At 60.6% G+C, this 23,566-nt stretch carries 26 protein-coding genes; 15 read left to right on the forward strand and 11 right to left on the reverse strand.

Annotation, left to right across the window (positions count from 1 at the left end; all coding sequences use genetic code 11):
* Positions 1-339 precede the first annotated feature (339 nt).
* The 7 genes from HV711_RS27930 (at position 340) to HV711_RS27960 (ending at position 3,812) form a co-directional block, all read left to right on the forward strand.
* Complete coding sequence (locus HV711_RS27930; protein WP_175145397.1) at positions 340-930, forward strand: hypothetical protein; 591 nt, start codon at positions 340-342, stop codon at positions 928-930.
* 50 nt (positions 931-980) lie between these two features.
* Entirely contained in the window at positions 981-2,078 is a 1,098-nt protein-coding gene (locus HV711_RS27935; protein ID WP_175145399.1) for a DUF746 domain-containing protein, read from the forward strand.
* 66 nt (positions 2,079-2,144) lie between these two features.
* On the forward strand, positions 2,145-2,582 hold the full coding sequence (locus HV711_RS27940) for an SET domain-containing protein (protein WP_035478373.1): 438 nt from the start codon (positions 2,145-2,147) through the stop codon (positions 2,580-2,582).
* A gap of 27 nt (positions 2,583-2,609) precedes the next feature.
* Positions 2,610-2,801 carry a hypothetical protein gene (locus HV711_RS27945; RefSeq protein ID WP_035478361.1) on the forward strand — a complete coding sequence of 64 codons (192 nt, stop codon included), beginning with the start codon at positions 2,610-2,612 and terminating at the stop codon, positions 2,799-2,801.
* Between the two features lie 103 nt (positions 2,802-2,904).
* Positions 2,905-3,114, forward strand: a complete 210-nt coding sequence (locus tag HV711_RS27950; RefSeq protein WP_175145401.1) for a hypothetical protein — start codon at positions 2,905-2,907, stop codon at positions 3,112-3,114.
* 93 nt (positions 3,115-3,207) lie between these two features.
* Positions 3,208-3,504, forward strand: a complete 297-nt coding sequence (locus HV711_RS27955; RefSeq protein WP_035478358.1) for a hypothetical protein — start codon at positions 3,208-3,210, stop codon at positions 3,502-3,504.
* A gap of 5 nt (positions 3,505-3,509) precedes the next feature.
* Positions 3,510-3,812, forward strand: coding sequence for a hypothetical protein (locus tag HV711_RS27960; RefSeq protein ID WP_035478355.1), 303 nt, complete (start codon positions 3,510-3,512; stop codon positions 3,810-3,812).
* A gap of 313 nt (positions 3,813-4,125) precedes the next feature.
* Here the strand turns inward: HV711_RS27960 and HV711_RS27965 are convergent, their stop codons facing one another.
* Positions 4,126-4,263: a hypothetical protein gene (locus tag HV711_RS27965; RefSeq protein WP_156034550.1), complete on the reverse strand. Its 138-nt coding sequence runs from the start codon at positions 4,261-4,263 to the stop codon at positions 4,126-4,128.
* 10 nt (positions 4,264-4,273) lie between these two features.
* A complete protein-coding gene (locus HV711_RS27970; RefSeq protein WP_035478354.1) occupies positions 4,274-4,729 on the reverse strand; it encodes a hypothetical protein in 456 nt (151 codons plus the stop codon).
* 207 nt (positions 4,730-4,936) lie between these two features.
* Between HV711_RS27970 and HV711_RS27975 the strand changes: the two genes are divergently transcribed.
* The 3 genes from HV711_RS27975 to HV711_RS27985 all read left to right on the forward strand — a co-directional run bounded on the left by HV711_RS27975 (position 4,937) and on the right by HV711_RS27985 (position 7,618).
* The gene (locus tag HV711_RS27975) at positions 4,937-5,716 is read left to right on the forward strand and encodes a hypothetical protein (RefSeq protein ID WP_035478353.1); all 780 of its coding nucleotides are present in this window, start codon (positions 4,937-4,939) and stop codon (positions 5,714-5,716) included.
* A 117-nt stretch (positions 5,717-5,833) separates the two neighbouring features.
* Positions 5,834-6,775 (forward strand): DUF8359 domain-containing protein, encoded by a 942-nt coding sequence (locus HV711_RS27980; protein ID WP_035478352.1) that lies wholly within the window; start codon positions 5,834-5,836, stop codon positions 6,773-6,775.
* Positions 6,776-6,895: 120 nt separating this feature from the next.
* Positions 6,896-7,618, forward strand: a complete 723-nt coding sequence (locus HV711_RS27985; protein ID WP_035478351.1) for a hypothetical protein — start codon at positions 6,896-6,898, stop codon at positions 7,616-7,618.
* A gap of 389 nt (positions 7,619-8,007) precedes the next feature.
* Here the strand turns inward: HV711_RS27985 and HV711_RS27990 are convergent, their stop codons facing one another.
* On the reverse strand, positions 8,008-8,301 hold the full coding sequence (locus HV711_RS27990; RefSeq protein ID WP_082201401.1) for a helix-turn-helix domain-containing protein: 294 nt from the start codon (positions 8,299-8,301) through the stop codon (positions 8,008-8,010).
* Between the two features lie 270 nt (positions 8,302-8,571).
* Entirely contained in the window at positions 8,572-9,060 is a 489-nt protein-coding gene (locus HV711_RS27995; protein WP_028199931.1) for a helix-turn-helix domain-containing protein, read from the reverse strand.
* Positions 9,061-9,275: 215 nt separating this feature from the next.
* On the opposite strand from HV711_RS27995, the gene HV711_RS28000 reads away from it, so the two are divergent.
* The 5 genes from HV711_RS28000 (at position 9,276) to HV711_RS28020 (ending at position 15,912) form a co-directional block, all read left to right on the forward strand.
* Positions 9,276-10,313 carry a single stranded DNA-binding domain-containing protein gene (locus HV711_RS28000; protein WP_035478349.1) on the forward strand — a complete coding sequence of 346 codons (1,038 nt, stop codon included), beginning with the start codon at positions 9,276-9,278 and terminating at the stop codon, positions 10,311-10,313.
* 3 nt (positions 10,314-10,316) lie between these two features.
* Positions 10,317-12,938 carry a DNA topoisomerase gene (locus HV711_RS28005; RefSeq protein ID WP_051223953.1) on the forward strand — a complete coding sequence of 874 codons (2,622 nt, stop codon included), beginning with the start codon at positions 10,317-10,319 and terminating at the stop codon, positions 12,936-12,938.
* Positions 12,887-15,283 carry a hypothetical protein gene (locus HV711_RS28010; RefSeq protein ID WP_175145403.1) on the forward strand — a complete coding sequence of 799 codons (2,397 nt, stop codon included), beginning with the start codon at positions 12,887-12,889 and terminating at the stop codon, positions 15,281-15,283. Before HV711_RS28005 ends, HV711_RS28010 begins: the two co-directional genes overlap by 52 nt.
* Positions 15,284-15,409: 126 nt before the next feature.
* A complete protein-coding gene (locus tag HV711_RS28015; protein ID WP_035478347.1) occupies positions 15,410-15,700 on the forward strand; it encodes a hypothetical protein in 291 nt (96 codons plus the stop codon).
* Positions 15,697-15,912, forward strand: coding sequence for a hypothetical protein (locus tag HV711_RS28020; protein ID WP_035478345.1), 216 nt, complete (start codon positions 15,697-15,699; stop codon positions 15,910-15,912). Before HV711_RS28015 ends, HV711_RS28020 begins: the two co-directional genes overlap by 4 nt.
* 102 nt (positions 15,913-16,014) lie before the next feature.
* Here the strand turns inward: HV711_RS28020 and HV711_RS28025 are convergent, their stop codons facing one another.
* The 7 genes from HV711_RS28025 to HV711_RS28055 form a co-directional block, all read right to left on the reverse strand.
* The gene (locus HV711_RS28025) at positions 16,015-17,322 is read right to left on the reverse strand and encodes a hypothetical protein (RefSeq protein WP_035478343.1); all 1,308 of its coding nucleotides are present in this window, start codon (positions 17,320-17,322) and stop codon (positions 16,015-16,017) included.
* Positions 17,323-17,504: 182 nt separating this feature from the next.
* Positions 17,505-18,731 (reverse strand): hypothetical protein, encoded by a 1,227-nt coding sequence (locus tag HV711_RS28030; RefSeq protein ID WP_175145405.1) that lies wholly within the window; start codon positions 18,729-18,731, stop codon positions 17,505-17,507.
* Positions 18,724-19,152 (reverse strand): hypothetical protein, encoded by a 429-nt coding sequence (locus HV711_RS28035; RefSeq protein ID WP_035478339.1) that lies wholly within the window; start codon positions 19,150-19,152, stop codon positions 18,724-18,726. Before HV711_RS28035 ends, HV711_RS28030 begins: the two co-directional genes overlap by 8 nt.
* Before the next feature lie 53 nt (positions 19,153-19,205).
* A complete protein-coding gene (locus tag HV711_RS28040; protein ID WP_175145407.1) occupies positions 19,206-20,273 on the reverse strand; it encodes a tetratricopeptide repeat protein in 1,068 nt (355 codons plus the stop codon).
* A 554-nt stretch (positions 20,274-20,827) separates the two neighbouring features.
* Complete coding sequence (locus tag HV711_RS28045; RefSeq protein ID WP_175145409.1) at positions 20,828-21,295, reverse strand: hypothetical protein; 468 nt, start codon at positions 21,293-21,295, stop codon at positions 20,828-20,830.
* 39 nt (positions 21,296-21,334) lie between these two features.
* Positions 21,335-22,489: a TraU family protein gene (locus HV711_RS28050; protein ID WP_035478334.1), complete on the reverse strand. Its 1,155-nt coding sequence runs from the start codon at positions 22,487-22,489 to the stop codon at positions 21,335-21,337.
* A 2-nt stretch (positions 22,490-22,491) separates the two neighbouring features.
* A complete protein-coding gene (locus HV711_RS28055) occupies positions 22,492-23,547 on the reverse strand; it encodes a TrbC family F-type conjugative pilus assembly protein (protein ID WP_175145411.1) in 1,056 nt (351 codons plus the stop codon).
* Between the last annotated feature and the right edge of the window lie 19 nt (positions 23,548-23,566).

Consider the following 23,566-nt stretch of genomic DNA (forward strand, 5'->3'; position numbering starts at 1 on the left):
GGATGGTGGTTCGTCTTGCCGTCATTGCCCGGATCCTCTGCTGTGTTCGTGTTAATGTCCGCTTTAACACAGCTTGCGAGTATCACGAAATCGTTCTTGGCTTGCGCATACAGCATGGCTGCTCACGGTAAAACCGGCACTGGCGGACCGCCTGCGTGGGGCACGGTTGTCGCGACATGTCGATGCCGAACGGGCAACGTCAATGCTGTGGCAGATCCTGAGTCTTGAACGTCAGGGCCGTCACCATGATCTGGTCGAGCGCCGCAAGGCGTTGCGCGATCTGCATGGCGGCCTGTACGCCGCTTACATGAAAACGCGCTGATCTGGCGCAACTCGCAGATGATGACTCGTACACCCTCTCACAAGTGGACATTCTCGGCCCGGTTCCGGCGCGGCGCGTTTGGCTGGAAATCCGCGCTTCCGATCCAGCGTCTGAAGGAAGCTGTCACGGAAATCAGGCAGATCGCCCGCAGCGATCACGTCCTCGCGGCTGATGGCGCCGTCACCTTGCTCGAAAAACTGTCGCCTGCGCTTGAACAGGTTGACAGCTCTTCCGGTGCACTCGGCGCCGCCGTGAACCGCACGATCGAGGTGCTTGTGCCGGTCATCGCCGGGGCTGAGCCGACAGCCGCCACGCGGGAGCGCTGGCTCGAGCGTCTGTTCGACGCATTGCAGAACGATCAGATGCCGTATATCGAGTACCTGGGTGATTACTGGGGTGAGCTATGCGCCACGCCCGCAATCGCCTCCACGTGGGCGGACCGGCTACTGCCGGGTACGGCGCGCGTGATGGGCGCCGATGGCGCCGGTGAGCATTTTGCGGGTACGACCGCCTGTCTCAGCGCGCTGCACTGCAGAGCCGCCCCAATCGCCATCACGCGCGGCCGTTTTTCCGATGCAACGACTGCCAACGCATCTATAGCCGTCTGACCGGTACGCCACTCGCACGGTTGCGGTTTGCGGCAAAGGTGCCCGCTTTCGTGCGACTCCTCGGTCAACCGATTCCGCTCGAGGAGGCCAGCCGGCGACTTCGAGTCGACTATACGGCGCTGTCGAACTGGCTGATGCGGTTTCGCGAGTTGATCGCGCATCACGACCCAGACGCCCGATGGGCTTCACGGGTGCTGCTCGGTGTGAAGTACCGACCGGAAGGAACGTGCCCGCATTGCGATTTTCATGGCCAACTCCTCAACGGCGGTTTTGGCGCAGACGGACGCCGCCGCGCACTGTGCCCGCACTGCAAACGGGGCTGGTCTATGGCTCGGGATGCCGAGGGTGCGGAAATTACAGTGCGTGTCGTGAAGGATCTCGCGCTGACTGCGGTCGCACGTCGAAAGCGGGCCGGGCACGATGCGCCGGAACTGGCCAGTGCCGACCATGCAGTGCTCAGCGTTCCACCGAGGACGACCGTTCAGCTAGTTGACGCCCCGGCCGTCCCTGCTCCTCATTCTGGACGTTTCGACTTCAACCAGCCGCTGCGCGCAAACAGCCCATTGCCCCGCCGTCATGTAGAAGACCTGCGCCTCACCACGTTTCTCACAAGCGAAATCAGCCGGGTTTTTTCCGACAACACAGATCCACCTCGCTGTCCGCATTGTGCTGGCATCGATACGCGCCTGTCGAGTCGACCGCGTACATCAACAACTTTGCCGAGTTTTCATTGTCGCGGGTGCACGCGGTACTTTACCCGCGCAACGCGCATGCCGATGGCGAATATGTTGCGAAAGGACATGCTGTTTGCGTTTCTGCCGTGGCTCTCACAACATCGACCGCTCACGCACGCTGCGGCCGAGTTTGGCACGTCGCCGGAAGTGATAAAGGCGCGGGTCGGACGTTTCCGCGTCTGGCTGCTCGAGCTCGACCCTTCGGGGCAGTACGAACAGCGCGTCAAGCTGGGCCTGAAGGTGCCGTGGCCCGTACTTCCGTGTCCGCATTGCCTGGCAGAAGCAACGGCAAGGCCACACGGGTTCAAGCGGACCCGCACGCAATCCGCGCTGACACTCGGGCGCCGCCTGTTCCGTTGCACTGGTTGCAATCATTTTTTCGACATGCCGATCGAGCGGCCGCGAAAAACCTGAACAACCGGTGTGGCGGACCTCACTGCCCGCGTATACTTCGCCCGTCTGAATGGTTATCAAGCGCATATGAAACGGGTAAGCGTCCGGCGATCGCCGGTGCATGGAAGAGGTGTGTTCGCGCTGCGTTCGCTGGTTGCCGGTGAACGGGTGTTCGAATACAAAGGCGAAGTGATCAGCTGGCGTCGGGCCGCAAACCGATATCGACAGGCTGGAAACACAGGGCATACCTTCCTGTTCGGATTGACCGATGGGCACGTGATCGACGGTGGGCGAGGGGGCAACAGCGCGCGATGGCTTAATCACGCGTGCGACGCCAACTGCACCGCCTTCGAAATTGAAGGCCGCGTGTTCATCGAAGCTGCCATCGATATCGCCGAAGGAGAGGAACTGTGTATCAGTTATGCGCTGGCGGTCGACGACGTTCGAACCGACGAAGTCGAAGAACAGTACGCGTGTCACTGTGGGTCGCGCTCATGTCGCGGGACGATGCTCGGCGATTCATGAGCATCACACGAAATTGCGAGGTACGGCATGCAGCATTCCCGGGACGCTGAGCGGGACAAAATTGACCATCTGGTGCGTATCGGCCCGGATGTGGTCTTTCACCGTGACGTCTTTTTCCCCGTGGCGCCGCCGGCGAACAGCCAACGCGCCACGGAGCAAATTCGACGTGCGTCGTTGTCAATCCAGCCTGGGCTGCCGCTGCATTTCGATGGTGAATGACGCCACGACGCTATGCTAGAGTAACCGCGTGTTATCCGACAGATAGGAGGTAGCGTTGATGAATCCGGATGTGCGGCGAGTGGGATCATTCGCAAGACTTTCCATGCTTCTGAACGAACTTGAAACAACGCTCCCTCTGCTGGTCGGTACCGGTACGCTGGCGCAACCTGACTGGTCGGATCTGGATCGGCGGCTGAATCGCGTGCGATCGATGCTGGCCGACAAGACGCACCGCCGTCGACCGCGCCGCGTGCGATCAACCGGTCTTCGAACCGCAAGAGGTGGGGAAAGCCCGCTCGCCGCCTTGTTTTGATGATCTCGTGCACTCGGGACCGGGCAGTCGGAATCAGTCGGCGATGGCCCAGCGAACGGTCTGGGAAATGTAGTAACAGTCCGGGGAATCGGGATGATGGTGTATCGGGAATTCGAAAACGGCTGGATGCTGGCAATGAATGACGAGGCTGGAAAGAAAGTCGTGCCGGACAGCCTGTTTCGCTTCGGCCGCCAGTTCGACGGTCATCCAGTCGTTGACTTCTGGCAGCGTGATGGCGCCAGCGGATTGCGCGGGTTCCTGCCCCACGAAACGGAGAACAGCGTGCGGGCCTTTCTGCTCGACCTCGGCTTCACGGAGGTACGTCGCTATGATCCGAACGGCGATCCTGAGCTGGAAACGATTGCACCCATGCTTCGTCCCGGGAGGTAACCGAGGTGGCCGACGAGAAAATAGCTGTCGAATTCGACCCCGGCTTCATGCGGGTATCGATGGAGATGTGGCGGAACGCCACGGACATGAAGATTCCGTTGCTTGACGAGTTCAAGATCCATTTCATGCAGAACCGGCGCTCGCTGCTGGACGGATTCGTCAAAACCGGGAAGGCATGGTTGATGGTCCTGCGAACGATGACCTCAACCTCCCAGTCCGATGAACTGGACAGGCTTCGCACGGACGTTCAGGCATTCGTTGACTGGGCCGAACGCGGCCTCTCGGACCTGGCTGCGCTACGGGAGTGACAAGGAGTACCGCACCAGTTTGTCGACGCCGAATGCATAGCAGTCCAAATTAACTCTACACGTTTGCGATCCGAGGGATACACTGTTGTCGCAATCATGCTGCCGACAAAGACCGAAGCTGGCTGAAGGCGCCGATTACACGAAAAGCGGAAATGATCCTGTCGCCGGCACGGCGACGACCGACGTTCATCTGGCCGAACCCGCTTGCAGGAAGGTGACGTAGCGCCTGCAAAAACAAAAGCCGCCCCGGTTTAGAGGGCGGCTTTGGCACAAGCGGTTTGGCAACCCCGTGAGGTTGCTGCATACAGCTGGTTCAATGGCCGAGAATGATCAGCACCACGGTCGCGAGCGCCGCGACGGATCCGATGCCGCCTGCAATCACGGCGGACAGTGCGACGATGGCTTCCTTGCCATGCGCGCGAGGAAAAAGGCGATGTGCGATGGTAGTCATGTTCTGTCCCTTATTGAGCCCAAAAATGGGTGCCAGCAAATAGTACTGCCGAAATCAACGTGAAAATTATAGTGTAAAAAGCGCTCGGGTAGTCCTCGGGGAACCGCCTCCACGCGAAGCCATCCAGTGCCTCAGCCGTGTCCACGGCCCCTTTCGTTGCAAAATACCCACTTGTATATACAAGTCCAAGCAAGGCAACGACAACAAGAGGCGCCCAGACGGGGAGTCCATGCCTGCGAATCCCGTCAAGCATGTCCGAGACCGCCGCAAAGCACATCAGCAGGCCGACCCATCCGAGCTGGCCGTCCTTGAACAACATGACAATCCGCCGCCGCCTGAGCGCCTCCAACCTCTCGGTGTCGTCCCGGATATTTCGGGCGGACACGATTTCCAGCCACATACCCAAAATGGGTGCGGTAACTGGAAGCACAAGGTTGATGAACAGCCACATTATATCTTCAAGCATGTTTTTTCTCCGTAGAAGCGCTCCGGTCGCCAGCCGTCCCGCTTTGCCAGACAGGTTCGTCCGGCGAGCGTGAGCGCAATCATATACATGGCGCCCGGATATGCGGTGCCACAAAGAATGTGAACGCGCGACTTTTCTTCGCCGCGACATCCCTTGTGCTCAGTTCATCGCCCACTGACACGGGCTCACACAAGGAGATTTCAAATCATGGAAAGCGAAAACGACGTGCAGGCAGGCCGTACATGGATTGTCATTGCAGCGTTCGGTGCATGGTCCGCGAACGTACCCAGCGGGATGATCGGCGTGATCGCGAGTCTCGACGGCGTTCGCGATGATGTGCAGTCGAGAAGCAAGTGGCTCGTGCCGGCTGTGGAATACAGGCAACTTCTGAAAAGCGACAGGCAGTTCGTCATCGATCCGGCGAAGCACCATCGCGTGGCTGACTCAGTCGAGTTCGGTATTGGCGCTCACGTGGTGCTGTCGTCCCGGGAGTTGAGCGAACGCTATCCGGCAAAAGGCAGCATGCCGGCGGAGCTCGTTGAGCAACTGTATGCCCTGCGTGAGGAAGAAATACGCCGGCTGGCTTCGCTGCAGGAAGTCACAGCGACACGCCTGCTCGACTTGGATTGGGGCGCGCGCGCCAAGGTCGCGGATCTGCTATTCACGCGCTGCAGTGCGCAGGCCCGATATGCGCTCTTAAACGACGCGCATCATTTCGTGCGAAGTTCGGCGGTCCTCGCGGAGCGCGCGTTGGCCAACAGGACCGATTCGCCCGACAGCATGGAAGATCGCCGCGAGGAAATCGCGGAGGTGCTGAAATCCGCCGGGTTTCGAATGGAGTACGACCCGGGAGCAATTCCTGGCGAGGGGCACGTGCTGATTCAAATCGAAAGCGGCGAGGTCGTCGACGAGCCAGACGAGGCGATCGCACGCCTCGCGAGGGAATGGTCCGGCCTGACCGATGAGGTGGAGAAAGACGAGACCTAGTCACCCGCAATCCACAACCCGCGCGATCCACTCCGGACGCGCGGTTTTTTTTCGTCGTGACATCTCCTGTGCTTAGTTCATCGCCCGGTAGCACGGGCTTACTCACGGAGATCAATCATGCAGCGAAAATTGTCCAACGCCCCTTCGACGTCCGGTCGTGCATTCGCTGGAACCAACCTGACACCCTTTCTCGCTTTCAACACCCGATATTGCTGGCAATGCCGGGACCAGTTTCCGGCAAAGGATGCAACCGCGGTCCGCCTGGAGTGCGGGCTCGAGGTGTACTACTGCCCGACACATGCTCCGGCTCTTGCGAAGCCTGTTCCTCGCTTGCTGCAGAAGAACAGGAAGACGGTCGTCGTACGCTTCTGCTACACCGAGCATATGATTCCACCGCGGTGCCGAAAGCCCCGGCCTACGTTTCACGAGGATGGTGAAATCGAAATCGGTATCACTGAGGTGACGGGTGACGATGCTCCGGTTGCGCTTCGCGCACATGGAACGTTCATCCATCGCGATGACGCCTCCTACGCCGTGGAATATCGCTGGTGGAAGGGCAGACTCTGGACGTCCCTGAACGTCGACGGTAACGGTGAGCCGCGCGGTCGGTATGCAAGCGAGGACAACTGGGACTGGCCGGTCTGGGAACCCGTGCTGGACCTTCGTCTGGGTAGCAAAAACCAGTCGTACGACTTCCTGTATCACGAGCCACATGGCCTGTCGCGTGAAGAGGTGACCAGACGCCTGCGTGCGTTTGCTCGTGAGCACCTGATTGTGGACGGCATTGCCTATCGCCCACGTGACGAGCCGCGCTACGTGGTCCAGACCTTCGGCTTCGGGTGCAATCACGGTGGAACAGGGGTCTTCGTCACGTCGGCCTATAACTCGAACATCAAGCGCTCGCACTACTTCAGCCTGCAGGATCGCGACGCCGCGATCGCTCTCGGAACCGAGATTGCTACGCGGCGAAAAGACACTGATAGCCTGCCGATGCAGATCTCCGGCCCAACATGGGAGATCCACATTCCGGAAGCAGTTCGCATCCGGTCCCGACGCTAACGCCAAAGGACTACAACTCACGAGCCGTCTGTCTTCGGACAGGCGGTTTTTTTTGCCCGTACATCTCTTGTGCTCAGTTCATCGTCCGCGGCGGCGGACTTACTCACAGGAGATTGAAATATGGAAAGCGCACAGCTAACGGTTGAAGACAAGGCAATCGAAATCCTTCGGCAAACACGCGACGGCGACACGCTCGAACCAAGGGATCTCAAACTCGTCGAGATGGCGGTCAATAACTTCCTGAACGAAGAGGGCAAGCAGGCATTTGAGACGCTTTTCAGCTCGGTTGCGTCGGGCGCGTATGCGAGCACACCTCATTGGTTTCACGGCATAGAAAATATGACGCGCGATCAGCAAGGGTACGTGTACTGGAAGGGCAAGCAGATCGAACATTACTCACACAGCGACCCCTCAGAGAGCAGGCGCGACGCGCTGGAGCTGGCCGAACGTTGTCGGGCACTCGAGATGAAGGGGTTCCCGGTGTCGGGTAGCACACTTATGCGAACCTGCGTGACGGAAGCGCCGGCGGATACTCCATGGTTACTAGCATTGCAACGGTATTACTGTTTCTTCGAGCCAGCAGAAGAAGGCGGCCCGTCGATCAGTGAATTCCACGGTATCTTCTACCGTATCGGTGCCGACTCCGGGGTCGTAGTGGTTTCACGGAATGCCGAGGGCGTCCAGATAACCCACAAGGATAGCGCTTACGACGCATTTCACGACCTGCAGGGCCGGGGACTGAAAAGCTTGCCAGTCGATCCCGACTACGAGGAGATGTGTCGCAGGTTGACCCTGATGGCAGTCACACCAGCAGCGCTCGAAGCCGCGATATCCGGAGCATAGGCGAAAGCTGCGCTACCGCAACTCAATGGCCGCGTACTCTCCGGAGGCGCGGCATTTTTTTATCTTCAAAACGAAATTATTAATTCGGACTACATATTTCAATACAACTCGTGAGCGCCGGTCTATTCCTCCCGTTCGAGCAGGCATCATATCCTCGCTTTTGGGCGGGTGAGCGGGTCAATGGCGGGCGGCACGTCCGGCGAAGCGGACCATTGACGCGCTCACCCGCCCATAGACGCTCAAGGGCATGGGGCTGGCATCGTTGTTCCATGCCAACCCCCGAGCCCGTCCGGCGGCGAGGACGTCCCGCCTTCGGGCAGTATCAGGGGTGGGGCGCACGGGTGCTTCCATCGAGTGATTTCCGAAAAGCCGCACGTCGACGCGCTCGATTAGCGACGGGTAGACGCCGGACGTTCGAGCAAAGCTGAAGCGCTGACACCCAGGGCCGTAGCGAGCTTCTCGATATTGTCGATTGAAACATTGAAGGGGGCGCGCTCGACCTGACTGATGAATGTTCGGTCGAGATTGGCGGAGAACCCAAGTTGTTCCTGCGACAGGCCTATTACCACACGACATGCGCGGACGTTGTAGGCGAGCACATCGCGCAGCGATGTAAGGGACTGTGAGGGAGAAGGTGGCTTTAGCGAGGGCGGCAAGGGTGCAATGCTTTCAACTCGCAGCATTTGCATCCACGGCTTTTACATCATGTATGCGGAAAGCCTGTCAGGCGCCCACGCAGAACGCGATGAAAACCATCATTCATCTGGAGAATGGGATCTAACCGGCTTCCTATATTGGGCGCTCGGCTCTGCGCCTCGGTCGGACAGCCCCAAGGCACCCTGGAGATGATTTACTTCGGGTTGGTCCGTCTGGTTCGGTGAGGGCAACCTACATCGCCCGGCGCATGACGGGACAACGAGGCGGGCGGTTCAGATACCTGGTGGAAAGCCGAACTATTCCGCCTTTGGTAAGGGTTTGTTAAACGCATCGTCAGGTAGTTCCATCTGTGCGTGTTCCAGAAGGGTCTGCTTCGAATACGTCTCGTACATCATCATGAACGCAAGCTGAACATTCACCGGCGTTTCATCCCAGTCCTCCTGGCGAGGCGCAAGAATGCCCACAGCGGGATCAAGCTCCATCTTGCGTAGCGCCAGTGCAAGTTGTTCCTTGAGACCATGTGTGACGACACAGTCTTCAGGCGAAAGTACGCCGCACCATACATAAACCTGAAGAACAGGGACGTTCAGGAAAGTAGCGAACTTTTGCACATTCTCCTTGTTGCCCCCACCAAGCCATCGGTCACCAGCGAGAATGCCGACGACGTGCGAATACGACAGTCCAAGTATTTCCGAGAGCTGCCTGGCGTCGATGTTGCGTCGCCCCATCAAGGTTTTTACCTGCACGATGAGCTGACGCTGCTGCTCGAGGTATGGATGATCCATGTTCAAAAATGTCCTTCTGGACGGTAGGAAAGATATGGGCCGGCTACTTATATACCCAATTTATGAAAATCGCTCAAATATTTTCAGAATCCCCTCAGGGTTCGGGCCGGCAGCCGAACTCCTGATCCCAAGCCAGCAGCCAGCCTCGCCGGGCCAAAATTATTTCTTGCGAAGATTTTAAACTAGGATGGGACTTCCTCAAATGGGAGCTTTCCATGTCCGAAAAGTCGATCACCCTGCTGTCCGTTGCGGCGCGCTCGGTGCCCGCGAAACACCAGTACTACCGTGGGTTCAAAAACGTCGTCTATCTCACCGGCCATATTCATTCGATCGAAGGCAGCACGATCTGGCTGCAGTTGACCAACAACCTGAATCTCCTTGTGCCGGTCGCGGTACCTCCGGGAATTCGCCTGCCGAGACCCTTCAAGGTGCGTGAAGCGGTCAAGATGATCTGTCAGGTTCAGCCGCATAAGGAAGATGACGGGGAGCCTGGTCTGCGCGTATACGCACGCTCGTTCGAGCGGCCGAACGTGCTGGAGCTTCCCAACAAGAGTGCTTTTGAAAAGGCGGTTCCCGATCGCGCGCCGGAAGACAGGGATTTTCGACCGTACGGCAGTGGATACCGTGCCAGCAATGCATGCAATCAGGTCAAGATTGCTGGGATGGTGGTCGGGATAAGTGTGCGCAAGACGGAAGTGGATCCGGACGGCGCCGTCGTGCAATCAGGTGCCTGCACGATCCTGCTGCGGCAGGATGCGGACGAGGAAAACGTCATACCAGTTAAATACTACGGCAAGCTCGCGGAAACGGTCGCGTCGTACATCAAACCAGGCGACATGATTTACGCCGACGGTAAATACCGGGTCAAACCGGTCGAGATCGGCGGCGAACTCATTGACGGAAAGCCGAAGGTGCGACGCGTTCCGTTCATACAGATCCAGGAGCCGGCACTGCCCACCGCAATCGACATCGTCTATATCGGCGGCCCCGCGGACAAGTATCCGGCATGGATGATCGACATGCATCAGCGCTTCAAGCGCGGGGCGAAACGCGCTGAGCGGCCAGCCAACGGATCAGGGGCACAAGCTGCAGCGACCGCAGCAAGCGGTGGACCTGAGACCAAAAACAGTATCGAGGCGGACACGGCGACGGTCGATCTCGAAAGCCATCCGCTGTGGGCATCACTGTCGCCGGAGCATCAAAAGTTGTGCCGCGAGGATCCCGAGCATCGCAAGATGATCCTCGGGGAGTAGGCCATGAAGGCGCTCATCATTGCCGAAAAGCCGTCGGTAGCAAAGGACATTGCGAAGGCACTCAACGTACCGCCGATAGCCGGTGCCGGGCACTGGGAAAATGATCAACTGGTGATCTCCAACGCCGTGGGGCATCTGGTCCAGTTGGCCGCACCGCCGGCAATAGCGAACCTCTTGCCGGTGATTCCTGAGAAGTTCGAGCTGGAGGCCTTGCCGAAGACTCAGTCCCAGCTCAGGAAGCTGGTCGACCTGATGAGCCGTAAGGACGTAAACGTCCTGATCAATGCATGCGATGCTGGTCGGGAAGGGGAGGAAATTTTCCGGCTGATCGCCGAGTACGCGCGCACCACCAAGACGATCAAGCGCATGTGGTTGCAGTCGATGACGCTACAGTCGATCCGTGACGCCTACAGGCAGCACCTGCGAAGCGATGCAGAGATGCGCCCGTTGGCTGACGCGGCCAGAAAGCGCGGCGAAGCGGACTGGCTTGTCGGCATCAATGTGACGCGCATCTGCTCGGTTATTTTTGGCGACATGACGACTGCGGGGCGTGTTCAGACTCCAACCCTGATGATCGTGGTGGCCCGCGAGGAGGCCATCCGCTCGTTCATCGCGCGGCAATACTTTGAGGTGCACACTTCAATTAGTTTGACGGCTCGAGCTTACGACGCGATCTGGCAGTGTCCGGCCGACAAGGTTCGTCCGAGGGAGCCGGCGGAGCGGATATGGGACCGCGCTGAAGCCGATGCGGTCGCGACACGCTGCAAGGGTAAGGATCCGGATCGTATTGACGAGACCACGACGCCGAGCCGCTCCGCAGCGCCGGCGCTCTTTGATCTGACGACATTGCAGCGTGAAGCGAACCAGCGCTTCGGGATGTCGGCAAACAACACGCTGAAAATCGCCCAGGCACTTTACCAGACGCACAAGGTGCTGACCTACCCGCGTACCGATGCGAAGGCGTTGCCGGAAGATTACGTGCCGACGGTTACCCGCACGATAGAAGCACTTGCGACGCAGGGATACGCGGAAGCCGCGCGAAGGGTGCTTGATAACGGTTGGATCAAGCCAACGAAACGGGTGTTCGACAACAGCAAGATTTCTGATCACTTCGCGATCGTCCCAACGGGTGCCACACCACAGAGCCTTACCGCCGACGAAGGTAAAATCTACGATCTTGTCGCGCGACGCCTGCTTGCGGTGTTTCATCCTGACGCAGAGTATGCAGTAACTGTGCGCACAGCCTGGATCGGCACGGACCGCTTTGTTGCACGCGGTCGCGTGCTGGTCGCTCCGGGTTGGCAGGCAGTCTATCAGGCAGCCCCCGAGCAAAAATCCAAGGACGCGACTGCTGCCGAAACAACTGCCAGGTTGCCGGCGCTTGCCCCCGGCGAGAGCGGCAAGACCGCATCGATGAAGGTCGTCAAGGGCGAGACCAAACCGCCAGACCGGTTTAACGAAGCAACGCTCCTTTCGGCAATGGAGCATGCCGGCAAAGAAGTGTCGGACGAACAGCTGCGCGCTGCGATGGCTGAGAAAGGGTTGGGCACGCCCGCCACGCGTGCGGCGACGATCGAGAAGCTGTTGGGCGAAGAATACATGACGCGCGAGAAGCGCAATCTGGTGCCAACAGCGAAGGCATTCAAATTGAAAGAGCTGCTCACCAGGTTGAAGGCTGAGCTGCTGCTATCGCCGGAACTGACCGGCGACTGGGAAGCCAAACTAAAGTCGATCGAGGCAGGGCAGGGGAAGGGTTCTGATTTTCTCGACGGCATCAAGAATCTCACCCTTGATATCGTTTCGCGCGGCTTGCAAATGCCGCCGGCGGCAACGTGTTCAGCATGCGGCAAGCCGATGCTTCGCCGTAAAGGCCCCAAGGGGCTTTTCTGGGGTTGTACCGGCTATCCCGGCTGCAAGGAAGCATTGCCTGACGACAACGGCAAGCCGGGCGCCGCCCGCGCCGCTTCGTCGAGCACTTCTCACGCGATGCCGTCCGACATCACGATTGGGTGTTCGAAGTGTGGCAAGCCGATGGCGCAACGCAAAGGTCCCCGCGGGCCTTTCTGGAGTTGCACAGGCTATCCGGACTGCAAGACAACGTTACCCGACGACAACGGCAAGCCGGGTGCATCGCGGGATGCTTCCGCTGGAGCCCGGTCGGCAACGTCGGCCGGCGTCACGATACCCTGTCCGAAGTGCGGCAAGCCGTTGACGCGCCGCAAGGGGCAGAAAGGCTTTTTCTGGGGCTGCAGCGCCTACCCCGACTGCAACGGAACGCTTCCGGACGACAACGGGAAACCGGGAGTGAGAACCGAAAATGTAGGGGGGAAGGCCACGCGCACGGAGGTCGAGCGGTTGACCGTGCCCGTTTCGCCGCCACCCCAACCAACCCGTGCTGACGCAGTTGGTGCGGAGGTGCACTCCGCAGCGAGTACGGTCGCGATCGCCACGAAGCCATCCGAGGCAAGCGCTGGCCAGACGACAGGCGGGCCGATCGGCTCGACATGTCCGGGGTGCCGCAAGGGCACGCTCACGCTGCGATCGGCACCCAGGAGTGGGCGGCCGTATGCGGGATGTACAACGTTCCCCGGGTGCAAGTATTTTCTCTGGATGGACCGGTCGTGATTGCGCGTCAGCAACCCGTCATCAGGGCGACAGCGTTCGTCGCCGTGTTCTGGTGGAGCATTCTTACGCTCTGGCACGGAGGGTGGAGCCTGCGGGATATCGTGCTGCATCGCACGGCGATGGGATGGGAGTACTCCCTTGCCACCATCGTGGCTACGATAGCCGGCACGATCGCGGGCGTGGCCATTACGGCCTATTCCATCTGGTTCGATCGGCGGCAGGTCCAACTGGCGTTGAGAGGCCGAAGCGAGCGAGGCGTGAGCGTGACCATTGGTCCGATCCCAATCCATCTAGGCGATCTTCCACGCGCCGAAAATGGACTCTCGGAGCAGGACATCGCGGACGTTCGCGAGATCCGGGCGGATGGGTCGACGGACTTTATGCGGCAGTGGCACGCACGCTTTGATGTAAGTGCGCCTGAGCACGGCAGGCTCATGTCGGCCCTCGAACGCATGCTGGCGCAGCACCGCGCACTGCCCGCGACACACGTGCCAGGCGGCCACGGCGGACGAAATCTGCTGGTGCACAGTCTGCTGGTTTGCTGGTATATGGTCAGGCTTGCGCCCGCGCACACGTATAACGGCACGATCAAGCTCCCAGACTTCAAGATTTCGCTCAAGCTCAAGGAGTCGGGATACCAGTTCGATAGTGAAGATCCGCTGATCGCGATCGTGGGACTCGCACACGATATCGGCAAGATCGAATGCTACGAGTACGACCAGGGCGGCAACCTGACGGGCTGTCGGCGCGACCACGACTTGACAGGCTCGCGGATCCTCGCGCGGATGCCGGAATTCTGGGACCTGCCTGATGCAGATCGCGACACGCTGTCGCTTGTGGTCGGTCACTATCACCATCCACAAGACATGCCGACCGTCGATGGATTTGAAGTTCTCTCCGATCGGAATCACGCGATGCTCGAGCTGCTGATTCGCGCTGACGTTTTGTCGTCAAAGCGTGAGTCTGGACTCGCCGAGGCCGCTGCGACGAGCGAATTGGGTGGCGAGAGTCAGTTCGTGGAGACGGTCGAGGGAAAGGATCTGTGGAAGGCCGTGGAAGCCGTCCTCACGCGTGTTGGCACGATCAACGGCCGTACCGGATCAGGCAATATTGGCTTCAAGTATCGTGACCCGGCTAGTGGAGCGAACCTCGTCTACCTGGTGGAGAAGGATTTCGTTGACGCGGTCAGCGCCGAGGCGGGGGTAACGAACACGATCCAGGAACTGAGAAACGATGTGTCGGCGGTTTCAAAAAAGGTGCTCATGCTGCTGAACGATCGCGGCCTGCTGTACACGGACCGTGAGCGCAGTCCGACAACGGCCCTCTACAACGTCCAGTTCTTCAGTCCAAAAAGCTACTGGGCCGACCGGGAACACAAGGTGCCGAAGCGGGAGGAAGAGCGCGGCGCGCCGGCGTTCCGACTGGGCTCCGTGATCGTCGTCCTGCCTGACGCGCTGTTTCCCGCACTCGGGCAACTGGCCGACTTCGACAAGGTGCCCGTGATCGGCAAATCCCGGCTGGGAATGGGAGGTGTGCGCAAGTCTGGCGCCGCCGGGTCCGGGACCCGCACGACGCTCGCGGATCTCGCGCTGGGCGAACAGTTGCAGGAGACCGTGAGTGCTGGCGGCACCGAAAAGCAAACAGATGGAGCAGCGTCGGGGGCATTTGATGCACTCGGAGCCGCGTTCGAGGCGCAGGAAGCCATAAGGCGTGCAAAGGAGGCTGCCGGCAATCCGCCGGCGGCCTCCGCGGCCGATGGGGGCGCGCAGCCGGGGCATCCCGGCGTGGACGCCGAAACGCCTTGGGATGAGGAGCTCGAGCCCGCAGCCAACAATGAACATCCGGCATCCGGTAGCGGGGCGCCATGGGACGAGGAGCCCGGCGCCGCGACGACCAGCGAGACAGAGGCATACCCTTGGGATGAGGAGGAAACCGGGCAGGGCGAAGGGGCCGTTGACCCGACACCGGACGTGCCTCTTTCGGGCGATGACCGCACAGAGGATCGGGGGCCTGTCGCACGGCATGAGGATGTAGATGGCACATCGTCGACCGAGGGCGGAGGCAAGCCTCTTGCTTCGCCCCGCACGCTCGGCAAAGCGGTGCGCTCGATGTTATGGACCGGCATTTCAACGGGACAACTCGCGCATCGCGAGATCGGCACGTACGACGATACTCCGGGCAGTCTCGTGATGTGCCGCACCGCGGACGTCAAGGCATACGTGGCCACCCGCGCGAAGCTCACGTACACCTTCGATCAGATGGACGAGGCGATCAGGCAGGGTGTGGTAGACGGCGTACAGGTGGTTGGGGTGTGCTACCAGATCCAGCGTGAGCTCAAAGGATAGAAAGCTGCGAATGAGTTCATCGGCAGCGGCCACATTGCGGAAGCCGACGTCAACTGCCGACCATGCGCAATTTGGTGCGTGTGGCGCGACAGAACGCAAGCTCTCGAGTCAAAAGAATGAATCGCGATGGCATATCAGATAGAGGAACGCGTGCTGTTCGGCGCGTTGATGATTTTTCTGATGTCGAGTTTTCCGGATCACCTGATCGTGATCGGTGGCTTACTCCTGGTTGGCGTGCTGGCGTTGGACGATTTCTCGCGGACGGCGTTTTTGCAAGCTATGCTGGATGACACGATCAGGCAGACTACCAGCGAGCCGGTGACCTACGTCATCGAGCCCGAATGCAGGTGCAAGTGGCTTGTTTGGCGGCAAGCGCAGTTCATGCGCACTGCTCCGCACAACGAGCGCCAGGGATGAAGGAAATACCGTTCTTCATGGAGGCGGATATGACCGAGTTTCAACTGATCCTGTTACGAACCAAGATAGCCGAAGCTCTGCTGAAGTCCGAGGAGCTGAGACAGTCCACCAGAATCAGAAGTCCAGTCGCGAAGGCGCATCATGAACGACTGGATGCCGTGCTTGAAGAGACCAAAGCGCTGCTGGGGAAGCTGACTGCCAGCGACATCTGAGACAGACTGGATCCTTGAATAGGCGTGGCAGCGAGATCAGACAACAGACGCCGCCGCCGGACCTGGAATCGAAAGTGCAGCTCGCGACGCTGCATCTGAACGTCAAGCAGAACGGTCCGTGACTCCAAACATTCCCCTGAAATCGGGTCGCCAGAAAGGGCTCGGTTCGTTGTGGAAATAGTAGGAGAGGCCGCCATGGTCCATCTGGCCGTCGGCACGCCGTGTTAGCTCGTTCCGACTCAGGAACCCGACACCGACCACATGGGCGCGCCCGCTGCTGCCGAGAAACTCGCTTACGGCGACGCGGGCGGCAGTTGGCGGCTGCGAAGGATCGGAATCCTGCTGCGCGATGCTCGCCAGTTGGTCTGCTTCGATCCCGTTGAATCCAAGCAGTACGATGCCCGGCCGCTGCGCAGTCAACTGGCGACGAGCGGCCACGCGCGCAGTATCAAAGACGGCAGACATCAGACTGTCGTCCTTCATGCTTTGCACGACCACAAGGATCGCGCCGACGTTACGTCGCCCCATCACCAGCGCGCCACGGTTGCGGGTACCGGTCACGCTGTCGACCACTGCACGCGCGGCAGGCGTGTCTGGCCGGATTTCCACGTCGCGCAGCCGCGCCATATCAAACGGCTCGATGCGTACCTGCACACCGTCGTCGAAGGTTGCAGAGCTGCCCGCGATAACCTGGCTGTGAACGCGGCTGGCGAGTTCACGCTGGCCATCCCGGGCTGCGGGGAGCGCATCAGGCACTGTGACGATTACCACGAGGCCGGTGCGGATCTCTCCGGACAGGGGCGCCAGTTCGTGTCGCAGTTCCTCGTAGAAAGTCAGCGCGCCAGCGCGGTGAATCGTACGGCCCTTGTCATGCGAGACCGCCTTGCATTCGACCTCGAGGCCGGACTCTCCGATGTCCTCAATGAGAAGGTCGAACGTTGCGCCCCGAACCGTCGGATGGTCAGGTTCGAGTTCCGGCCAACGCACCAGATTGCCGCGAAGCCCGAAGTGGGTGGCCACCATCATTTCAAGCTGGAACGCGCGCATATCCTCCGGATTCGACAACGTGCCGCGCACACGTCCAATCAACGCTTTGCGCTGCGGCGCCGGCAGACCGTCCTGCAGCGAGAGGACTTGAGTCATGATGCCGAGCGCCGGCATCAGTCCGTGCTGCTCGACGTCTTCCGGACGCAGATGTCCATATTTCTTCGAGAGTTCGCTGCATGTGTTGAGCTGGAAAGCGATTGCATTTTCGCTCGCATGATGCGCGCGCAGAAAGTCGTTGCGCTTCGAATGATCCTTCAGGAGCTTCACCCGGCGCAGCCAGTGCCGGTCCTCAATCACAGTGACGAACCGCTGGAAAAGGCGCGGCGCACTTGAGAGATAGACGTCAGTTTCGAGAATCGGCATGTATGTTCCGGTGCGGGGAAAGCGTTAGGTTACCCGAGCCCCAACGCCGCCCACCGATCGGCGACTGATGACAAATCCTATGTGCGCCGAACTCGGCTCCTCGACACTTTCGTTCCGCCGTGCAGATATGACCCGGTGATTTCCCCCATGCCAAACTGATGGCACGTTTCATCCGGTCAACCTCAGGCTGTGGCTTTCGCGCGCTTTTCGAGCTCGAGCACGTACCGGTGGATATGGACGAGCGTCTCGAGATCGACCGGTTTGCGATTCTGCTGCCACCAGCGATACATCGTCGATTCGCTGACGCGTTGCCCGTCAGGCATGATCGCCGAGCAGCGCGCGGCGATCTCCCGCGCCGCTTTCTCCGGCACGTCCTTGATGCGAAGACGCTTGCGCCAGTTCTGCATGATCGTCTGCATATCGTTCGTAATCAGGAAGCCGATATCCCGCTTTTTAAGCAGCTGCGCACGGAAGGCCTCCGCGCGTGCCAGCAGTGCCTGGGCCTGCTCGTGGCGATAAACATTGCCCGTCAGGAGGGCGGATACGACCGAGGTTGACGCCTCGAGTGCCTGCGCGAAACTGCGGTTCGTCATCCCCAGTTCAAGCCGGATGTCGAGCAGCTGGCGGGCTACAGGCTCGAGCTCGCGCACTTCCGCTGATGCCTGCCCTTTCGTGCTGTCAAGCTGACGCTCGATCTCGCGCGCGAGCCCGTGGTCGGCGCTACGTGGTTTGCCTCGGGTCAGGTAAGGAGAAAGCTGCGTTTTCATGGAAGAGTCGCCAGTCGGTTTTCGCGCATTATAAGGGTCTATTTTATTGCGAGAACCGATCGGCCGACCGGCGCGCCGATAACCTGTATCGCTGCGGGGTATATCCTGTGGCCAGCCCAGCCTCTCGATTCTGGCCGCAAGCGCCCGTTTTGCAATGTACTGATCAAGGTTGATTTCGACGGCGCTGCCCTCGGCGATCAAGTTCATGCTGGCGTCATCGGCGATCCGGTCCATGGCGTCGCCCGTATCCTCGTTGCCACCATCCAGCAGAACCTCGCGTTGCGCGTTGCGCAGCGTGCGCGCGCAGTTCTCCGCGGTCGTGAAGACGAGCGAGTAGACATTGGCGGGGTCATCCAGGCCACCGATAAGTTTCTCCGTGAGGATGATCCAGGTATTCATGAGGAGGTCGTCGACGTCGCAGCTGTACACGTAAGCATGGCGCAGCGAGATCGCCCTCACACGCGGACAGGCGAGCCAGGCGCCGGCGAGCTCCGCCGATTCGCCGGTCCACGCCAAACGCGGGAGTGTGTGCAGCGCCTGGTGAAGGAGGCCCGCCGGGCGCGCGCCGTTGCGACCGGTGTTCAGGGGGGCGTCGGGATCTGCGTTGCGAAACAGGGGGCTGGACGTCGGGTGTTTAGTCATGACTTGAAGCGTCGCAGGGGGTTGAGGACAACAGGGGCGTGGCATCCACGCAGAGGCGGCCGTCGTTCGATTCGAGCCGCTCGAGATCACTGTCGAGCGCTTGCGCATAATGCAGAAGTGCGTCCCGTGCGATCACGTTCAGCGCGCGCGATGCGCTGCGAATGGCCCTGACACGCGCGAGCTCGTAATGCAAGTAACCGTGCTTTGCCGGCACGCTGCGCTCAATGCGCGCCGCAAGCTCGGCAACGGTCTCCGGCACGTCGACGTCGAGAATGACGTTGCCTGCCGTGTAGTGAATCATGCGCGGGACGCCGTAGACGGTCGCCCGTACGTATTCACTCATCGAGCGCAGGAAGTCGTCGATCTTGCGGCCCGTCGAACGGGTCACACCGTGACCGGACGAGAGAATGGCGTGTCGCATGGCGTGTCCACTGTGGCAGGTGGTTCCTGGGGGCTGCTGTGCTTGCAAAGCACTCACGATGGGACGTTACTGGTCCCGTAGGTTGGCTCGGTGTTCATCGGCGTCCTGTAGTCGACGCGCTCGGGCACGCGCGCGTGGTTTTGCATCCACAGACGTGCACTTTGGCGCGCCGTATCCTGCTGGGTTGGGGTGAGACGGTCCATGGCTGCCCGCGCGGCCTTCTCGTACGCCGGATATCCCTCCATCGCAATGAGCAACCAGCGTGCTGCAGCGACCGGATTGCGCTCGATGAGCGAATTGGGACTCGATGTCTGCATGAGGGCGAGGGTGTACATCGCTTCGCGGCTCCAGAGATCAGCGGCGGCGTTCAGCTTCAGGTTGGCTTCAGCCTGATTGGCCGGCATACCGATTCCTCGCAGCAGGCACAGGCCCAGTTTGTACAGCGCGTACGGTTCCTGACCGGCGGCCGCAGCCCTGTACCAGCGCGCAGCTTCCGGAAGGTCCCGTTGCACATCCATGTAGCCGCGCTCGTAGACATTGGCAAGGTTCATCGCCGCCGGAACGAAAGCGTGCTGATCGTCCCCAGCCGACGCCGTAAACCATTTGATTGCGATCGCCGGATCCGGAGGCACGCCGTCATCGCCGTAGAGGTAGATAAGTCCCATGTTGTAGCTGGCGAGGGTGTTGCCGGTGATCGCCGCATTGTCCGCAGCTGTGCGGCATGCGATCCGGTACGCCTTCATTGCAATTGCGATGTCCTTGCCAGCACCGGGAGCCTTGCCGACGTGGTGCAGGAAGCCGAACTGGAACGCCGCCCAGCGATCGCCGTTGTTGCCGCGACGACGTAGCTCCTCGAACGCGGCGGTGCTTCCTGCCGCCGCAGCGCGGTAGAGGGTGTAGGCCCGCTTTTCACCGTTGTCGAAGAGGCTGAAAGGGGACACCTGCGCGTGTGCCGTGGCAGAGGCCGCACCCACCGCGAGGACCGCAACAATGGCGGCACGTCGTCGCATATTGACTGTCTCCGGGTTATTCGCTGCCACCACCGCCTCCATCACTCCCACCACCCCCATCACTGCCGCCCGAACCATCACTGCCGCCGGCGGGCCCATCACCTCCAGCACCGTCCGTCGGCGCGGCACAGAGCTGCGCCATACTTGGAAAGGCCTGCCTGGCTGCTTTCGGGTTGACTGCGCCACCGCTCGTGTAGGAGGCCGCGTAGGCCTGCATGGCCTGAATCCACGCAGGACACGGAATGACGACAGAACCTGCTGGCAGCCCCATCGACGACAGGGCGTTGGCCGCGCGGACTGCGCCGTTCTGCATGGCCGTTGCCTGTTGCTCCGGCGTCCACGGTGAAGCACTCGATGCGTTGGTCATCCCCGTCCCCATTGCTGTCGACCCGCCGAGGGTGGACCGGGTGAGGCCGGTCGTGCCCGATGGCGTGGACCCTGCCGAAGAGACCAGTTGGCCCGCGCCCTGCACCGCCGAGGTGAGGGACCCAGCGGCACCGGCCGCAGCGAAAAAGCCGTCGGAAACCTGTGCGGTAGCGGCCTCCGGCGTCGCCGCCACCGGCAGTCCGGAAAGGAGAGTGACCCAGATGAGTTTTCTTTGCATACGGACTCCGTTCTGTCTTTCCCATTGTTGGAGACGCAGGTTGCGCCGTGCACGGCTTCGCTTACAGCGGCTCGCCGCCCCACGGGTCGCAGACTGTGGTTTCGCTTTCCTGGGCAATCAGGGTCTCGAGAATGCGTGTCCTCTCGTTGAGGGCCTCGTCACCCAGATCCACCGGCGCTTTGCCAGCCGGCAGTGCCACGTAGTTGCCAGCGCATACGCCTAGCGTCCTGAAAACGTGATGCACAGGTGTAAAGCCGATCTGCCGGCTGGCAATTTCCGACACCTGCCGCGCCTGCGCACGTGCCACGACCTGGTGAAGGTCCTTTGCCCGCTGCACGAGATTCGCGACGTCCGGTGGCAGGAATTGCAGATATTCGACCGGCACCGCTGCAAGCTCACTGGTAATACCCCAGCTGATCATCGCCTCGATGTCCGCGTCAGCCAACGCCTCGAATCGCCCGACCCAGCGCTGCGGCAGCATGCGTGATAGCCAGCCCGTCAGACTGTGTGTTACGGCCTTCCAATCCATATTCGCCTCGCTTGAACACGGTTGCGTGACTTCACGTCCTCACAGTTCGCAGCAATCAACCCAACGCCACACGAGATACGCCTCGTCTTCGCCAGAGCCGGGAACCTTGCGCCCGAGACCCCAGAGATATTCGGACGAGCCCACGCTGTGCGCGCAGCGATTTTCGAGAAACGAAGCCGGATTGATGGACCCTGCGTTGAGACCCGGATCGCCGTCGGTGGCGACCATCGGCCCAGCTTCGCTGACCGGGAAGAGCATGGTCATCTTGAATTCGCTTTTGTTCATCACCGGCATGGGCTGCGGGGAGCAGGCACCGTTGACCACGGCAGGGCCGACGGTGGTAACCCCGTACTTCGAATTGACTGCGCCATAGCGGGCCATTGCGTTCATGGTGAACATTGCCTTCGCCGCGACCAGCGACGAACCAGTCGTGACGCTCTTGTTGCCGAAGTTGCCGGTGAGTGGGTAGGTCGCGCCCCAGCAGCCCATCCACCAGAACATGGCGTCGCCCACTGGGCTCGAGATGTTGAGAAGACCCGAGGCCAATTGCGCCGCGCAGTCTAGCGGCGCGGCGATCATCGCCGCAGTCGTTTCAAAGACGGCCGATTCAGGGAACAGGAGGTTCGAGAGGGCGGAGTCATCCCAGAAAGGCAGAAGCAGCGACGACATGTATGAGTCGTCCGTTGTACCCACGGCGGCACAATTGGTCCCGACAATACTCGCGAACATCGAGGCCAGCGGGAAGTCGTAGAGATTGAACTGACGGAACCCGCCCTCCGCATTTGAGCCGGTTTCTGCGGATCCGCCGCTGCCGCCGGTGCGACGCCCGGCGCCGAGCTCACTGCCGAGGTTCAGACCTCCCAGCATCGGCGAGCAACCGGGTGCCCGCGTGGTTTCGATGACGGAAATCGGTACCCACATGCCCTCGGGATAACCGGGGATGGGAATGTCGAACGGGCCGTCGCAATAGCAGACTGGGTCCCGGTACGCGTCGTAGGGAGCGTCGACGTCGGTAGGCGGAACCGCGTCGACGCCGGAGATCAGGAACGGGAAAATCGAGTCATAGCAGAAGTTCGTGTACAGGTCCGACGGTGACGCAACGTTACAGCCCATGGCCACGCTCTGGGCTTGGGTATTGCCGGCACACAGGAAAAGCGGAACAGCGACGGTGAGAATGCGCAGCAGATGCTTCACGATTACATGCCTCCTTCGACGCGCGGAGACAATGTCTGCACCACGAGTTTGCCGTCTTCGGCGGTCAACAGGCTCGGCGCTGCGCGCAGCTGAAAGCGTTTCACGATGATGCTATCGAGCAGCATGGGCTTGATGCCGGTCCCCTCTGTAAGGGACCGCACGCCCTCTTCGTCGTAGTGGGTGACGAAGAGCCGTCCTTGGGGGTACCGTTGCAACCACGTGTGCGCCATGACAATCTGGCGCTGGTCGGATGGATCCACGACGACAATTGCTGCGCCGGGCAGGCCGGCTTTGGTGAGCGGGTTGTAGCGAGTTCCCTTGGCGACGATGAGATTGCCTTTCTGGTCGCGGATATCCTGCGGGAACGTCACGCCCAGATCAACCGTGTAACGAGTGTCGCGCTCTGCTCGTGGCAGCGGCGTGCCGCGGTCCAACCGGTCCGTCATTGCTTTGGCAGCGCGATCTTGCCACGCGTGCCAGTTGTACCGTTGCATGCGGTCGCGGAACACCTCGGCGAGGTCCTTTTCCCGAACCGGCCAGGTCATGCCGACATTGCGCGATTTGACGCCGGCATCGATATCGCGGGTGGCCGATTCGATGGACAGGGCGCCGTCCACGCGATACCACTTGTGGTCTGCGATCGACTCATGCATGACGACGGGGACCTGCGTGACGTCCCAACGGGCAAAGGCCTGCGGCAGCACGGCGACGACAGGTTGTGGCTCGCGAAGGTGATCCCTGAAACCAGAGACCGCCTTGATATGTTCTGCGGTCCTGTGTCCGTCGTTTGCCTCAAGGCCGCGCAGAAAAAACACAACGTCGCGCTTCCCACGTGCTTCTTCAAGCATCGCAGAGAGCTCGCGGTCAGGCATCGACATTGAGATGAAAACGACGGTCTTCGCGCCTCGCACCATCCGGGCAGCCGGATTGACGCCGTTGTCGTGAGAAGTCCGGCCACCGAAGACCCCTTGGGCGGCGAGGGCTCCCTTGCGGATCTGCTGGTTCTGCTGCCGCACGATCGAGAGGATGTCAGCCGATGGCGAGGCATTGGTCCCCAAGGCGGGCGGTGTTTCCGCT

Source organism: Paraburkholderia phenoliruptrix (assembly GCF_902859825.1).
In the GTDB taxonomy this organism is placed as follows: Bacteria; Pseudomonadota; Gammaproteobacteria; order Burkholderiales; family Burkholderiaceae; genus Paraburkholderia; species Paraburkholderia phenoliruptrix.